Raw genomic sequence first — 3,792 nt, 5'->3', positions numbered from 1 at the left:
AATCATTCAAATTCATCCCATTAATTGCTGTCATCCCGGACGGATGCCCCGCGCAGGCGGGGCGCAGATCCGGGACCCAGAAGCCTGGACGTCTGGGTCCCGGATCTCCACCCGGATCGCTTCGCGTCCGGGTATCCGTCCGGGATGACACGAGCTGGTTTGGTTGTGTGTGAGGGAGTGCCCGCCCCGGGCAAAGCGATCCCTGAAACCCTTGCCAAGCAGGGCGCCAGAGAGGAGTTGAGCGGTCAAGGGCGCGTCGCGCCGCTTCGCGGGTTCCCCCTTGACCGCTCAACTCCTCTCTGGCCTGATGCAGGCATGGTTTTCAGGGCGGGTTGTGGCCCGGCAGAGCCAATTACTCCCAACCTACAATCCCATATTCCCCCGGCCTTGTGCCGGGGCCTGCCGGAGGGGAATCCTGCCAGGCTTCCAGCCGGCGGTAGGCCCCGGAATTTGCTGCGCTCCTCCGGGGGAAGTGAGTGTGTGTCCCGAAACGGGTGCCGATCCGCCCCCTACTCGCCACCGCCACATACCGGCAGATCGACAGCCTCCACCGGTAGCGCCCAGCGCCGCACATGATCGCTCACGGTCTGGCCGGGGCCCATGCCGCCGAGCGTGTAGGCGATGTTCTCGCCTTCCAGCACGGCGCCGCGGACATCCATGAATACGCCTTCTGGCCACGGGTCACGGATCGACAGGAAATTGGTGTTCTCGATACCATGGGGAACCGTGCACCAATCACGGCCGCGGCTACGCGGAATGAAGACCGACAGGACATAGTCTCCCCTGGGCTCGACGGCATCGCCATCATAGCCAATCCCGTTGTAATTATAGGCGTTCCCGGAACCACCGAAGAAACTGTAGCCGCTGAGCGGCGCCGGGTGGGCGATCGCGACGCCGCGATAGAATGGCCCCGAGGGGAAATCGCCCATAGCTTGCCATGCGATCTCCGCCGGGCTGGCCATCACCTGTCCGACCCAACACTGCCCCTGGGCCTCGAAGCTGCGCCGTCCGCTCTCCCGCGCCGGCGGGATCACCGCCGTGCCGCCGCACAACATCAAGCGGCCATTCTCGTCCATCGCCCCGGCATGCCCGAACACCGGCGCGCCGGGAAAGGGCGTTGCCTCGAACCAGCTATCCGCCTCCACATCATAGACTTGGACGAGATCGGTATTGTCCGTGTCGTGCCAGCCGCTGACCAGATAGATGTAACGATCCTGAAATGGCAGCGCGATGCTGTCGTCGACCGGGACGGGCATGTCGGTGATGTGGGTATAGGTCTCACTGGCCGGATCGAAGCGCCAGACTTCCGGCGTTGAGGCCTCACTGCCGTCCTCGGCGACGGTATAGCCGCCGAAGATGTAGATCTGGCCGCCCAGCGTGACGGCGACCGAGGCGAGGCGGCCAATGCCGTCGGGCAGGCCGTCGATTTCACGGCATTCCCGGGCGTCGAGATCGCAGGCATAGGCATCCGCCGTGACGTCGCGCCAGGTCTTGCCTTCATGCAGGCCGGCGAAGGAATAGGCTATCAGGCGGCCATCCAGTTCCAGACCCGCGACGGCGTTATTGGTTACCGGCTCGGGCAGGTGGGCCCAGGCCTCCGGTGCGCGGTTTTCGGCCAGGTCACAGGCGCTGATCAGGGCGGCGCCGAGGAGCGGGATCAATCGGATGGCAGAGCGTGTCATGCCGGCAAGGCTACTTCCAGTTGCGCAGACCGGCCAGCGAAAATCGGCGAGCCTGACCATCACGCGCAGCATTGGCCGCATGGCCTGCCCCGGCCCGCTGGGCTAGACTCGCCGCGTCACGCGGTTTTGTTTGAGGACATGCCATGCCAGCCACACCACAGCATCATGACGGTGCGGATTCGGTTGCCGATGCGATCATTGATGCGGTCGGACGACGGATCGTGCTGGCCCTGCCGCTCGGGCTGGGCAAACCCAATCATATCGTCAATGCCCTGGTGGCGCGGGCAATGGCCGATCCCGCCCTGAATCTGACGATTTTCACGGCGCTCACCCTGGAAAGGCCGGCGCTCGGCAGCGGGCTGGAGCGGCGCTTTCTCGAACCGGCGATGGAGCGGCTGTTTGGTGCCTATCCGCCTTTGACCTATGCGGCGGCGCTGCGCGAGGGTTCGCTGCCGGACAATATCCGGGTCGATGAATTCTTCTTCCTTGCCGGGCGCTGGCGCGGCGTCGGGCGGGCGCAGCAAAATTATATTTGCGCCAATTATACCGATGCCCAGCGCTATATTCTCGATCGCGGCGTCAATGTCGTTGGCCAGCTGGTGGCAAAACAGGCAGGCGATGCCGGGGCGCTCTACAGCCTGGGCAGCAATCCCGACATCACGCCCGATTTGCTCCAGGCGCGGGCCGAGGGCCGGGCCGACTTCATGCTGGTCGGCCAGGTGAATTCGCAAATGCCCTTCATGGGCGGCCAATCCGCGTTGGTGGGCGCGCATGAATTCGCGCATATGCTCGATAGCGAAGCGACGGATTTCGAGCTGTTCTCGGCCCCGAAACGCCCGGTCAGCCTGGCCGACCAGGCGATCGGCCTGCAGGCGGCACGGCTGGTGCCCGATGGCGGCACGCTGCAGATCGGCATCGGTGCGGTCGGCGATGCCGTCGCCCAGGGGCTGATCCTGCGCCAGAAGCAGAATGACGTTTTCGCGCCGCTCTCTGCGGCCCTGCATGCCGGCGATTGCGAATCCCTGGCCTGCGAGGACAAACCCTTCGAGTCCGGTCTCTATGGTGCCAGCGAAATGCTGACCGATGGTTTCCTGCAGCTGGAAAAGGCGGATGTGTTGAAGCGCGAGGTCGATGGCGCCGTGCTGCACGCCGCCTTCTTCCTGGAATGCCGCGATTTCTACACTGCGTTGCGCACCATGCCGGAAGACCGGCGAAAACGCTTCGAGATGCGGCCGGTCAGCTTCACCAATACGCTCTATGGCGGTGTCGATGAGCGGCGGCGGGCGCGCATTGATGCGCGTTTCATCAATAGCGCCATGATGGTCACACTGCTTGGCGCCGTCGTCTCCGATGCGACCGGTGACGGCCAGGTGGTGAGCGGCGTTGGCGGTCAGTTCGACTTTGCCGAACAGGCCTTTGCCCTGGACGGCGCGCGTTTCATCATCACCATCAATGCGGTGCGGACCTCGCGCGGCAAGACGGTGTCGAATATCGTCTGGTCCTATCCGCACAACACAATCCCGCGCCATCGCCGCGATATCGTCATCACCGAATACGGGATTGCCGATCTGCGCGGGAAATCCGATGCCGATGTCGTCGCCGAGCTGATCAATATCGCCGATAGCCGGTTTCAGGGTGAATTGCTGGCGGCCGCGAAACAGGCGGGCAAGATCGCCGATGATTATGAAATCCCCGCCGGCTATCGCAACAATACGCCGGAACGGATCCGCGCCACGCTTGCCCCGGCGCGTGCGGCCGGGCATCTGCCCGATTTTCCCTTCGGCACGGATTTCACGGCAGTCGAACAGCGTCTCCTGCCAGCGCTGGAGCGGCTGAAGAATGCATCGGCCTCGCTGGGTTCTGTCCTGTCTCTCGCTTGGACCGGTGCCTGGCTGGCGGCGCAGGGCACAGTCGATCAGGCGGCGCTGGAGCGGATGGGGCTGGCGCGGCCCTCATCCCTTCAGAACCGGCTCTATCGCTGGATGCTGGCGGCGGCGCTGCACGAGGCTGCCCAGGACTGACCGGCTGGATCAGGGCTTCACCTTTGCCGCGAGGATGGCGCCGGCCAGTTCGCCAATCGCGGCCGCTTCGAGTGTCTCGCTACGCAGGG

General features: G+C 64.5%; 2 protein-coding genes. One reads left to right on the top strand and one right to left on the bottom strand.

Features of this window, described 5'->3' with window-relative positions; all coding sequences use genetic code 11:
* Nucleotides 1–509: 509 nt before the first annotated feature.
* A complete protein-coding gene (locus AAC023_RS13950) occupies nucleotides 510–1,682 on the bottom strand; it encodes a kelch repeat-containing protein (protein WP_339741812.1) in 1,173 nt (390 codons plus the stop codon).
* Nucleotides 1,683–1,825: 143 nt separating this feature from the next.
* Here AAC023_RS13950 and AAC023_RS13945 point away from each other — a divergent pair, with 143 nt between their 5' ends.
* Entirely contained in the window at nucleotides 1,826–3,703 is a 1,878-nt protein-coding gene (locus AAC023_RS13945) for an acetyl-CoA hydrolase/transferase C-terminal domain-containing protein (protein ID WP_339741810.1), read from the top strand.
* Nucleotides 3,704–3,792: the final 89 nt, after the last annotated feature.

The sequence above is a fragment of the uncultured Maricaulis sp. genome (genome assembly GCF_963976135.1).
Taxonomy (GTDB): Bacteria; Pseudomonadota; Alphaproteobacteria; order Caulobacterales; family Maricaulaceae; genus Maricaulis.
The sequence above is the reverse complement of the archived record's forward strand: the minus strand, read 5'-3'. Positions and strand labels throughout refer to the sequence as shown.

Coding starts and splice junctions, on each gene's coding strand:
- AAC023_RS13950 (WP_339741812.1), bottom strand. CDS start 1,682: ATGACACGCTCTGCCATCCGATTGATCCCGCTCCTCGGCGCCGCCCTG.
- AAC023_RS13945 (WP_339741810.1), top strand. CDS start 1,826: ATGCCAGCCACACCACAGCATCATGACGGTGCGGATTCGGTTGCCGAT.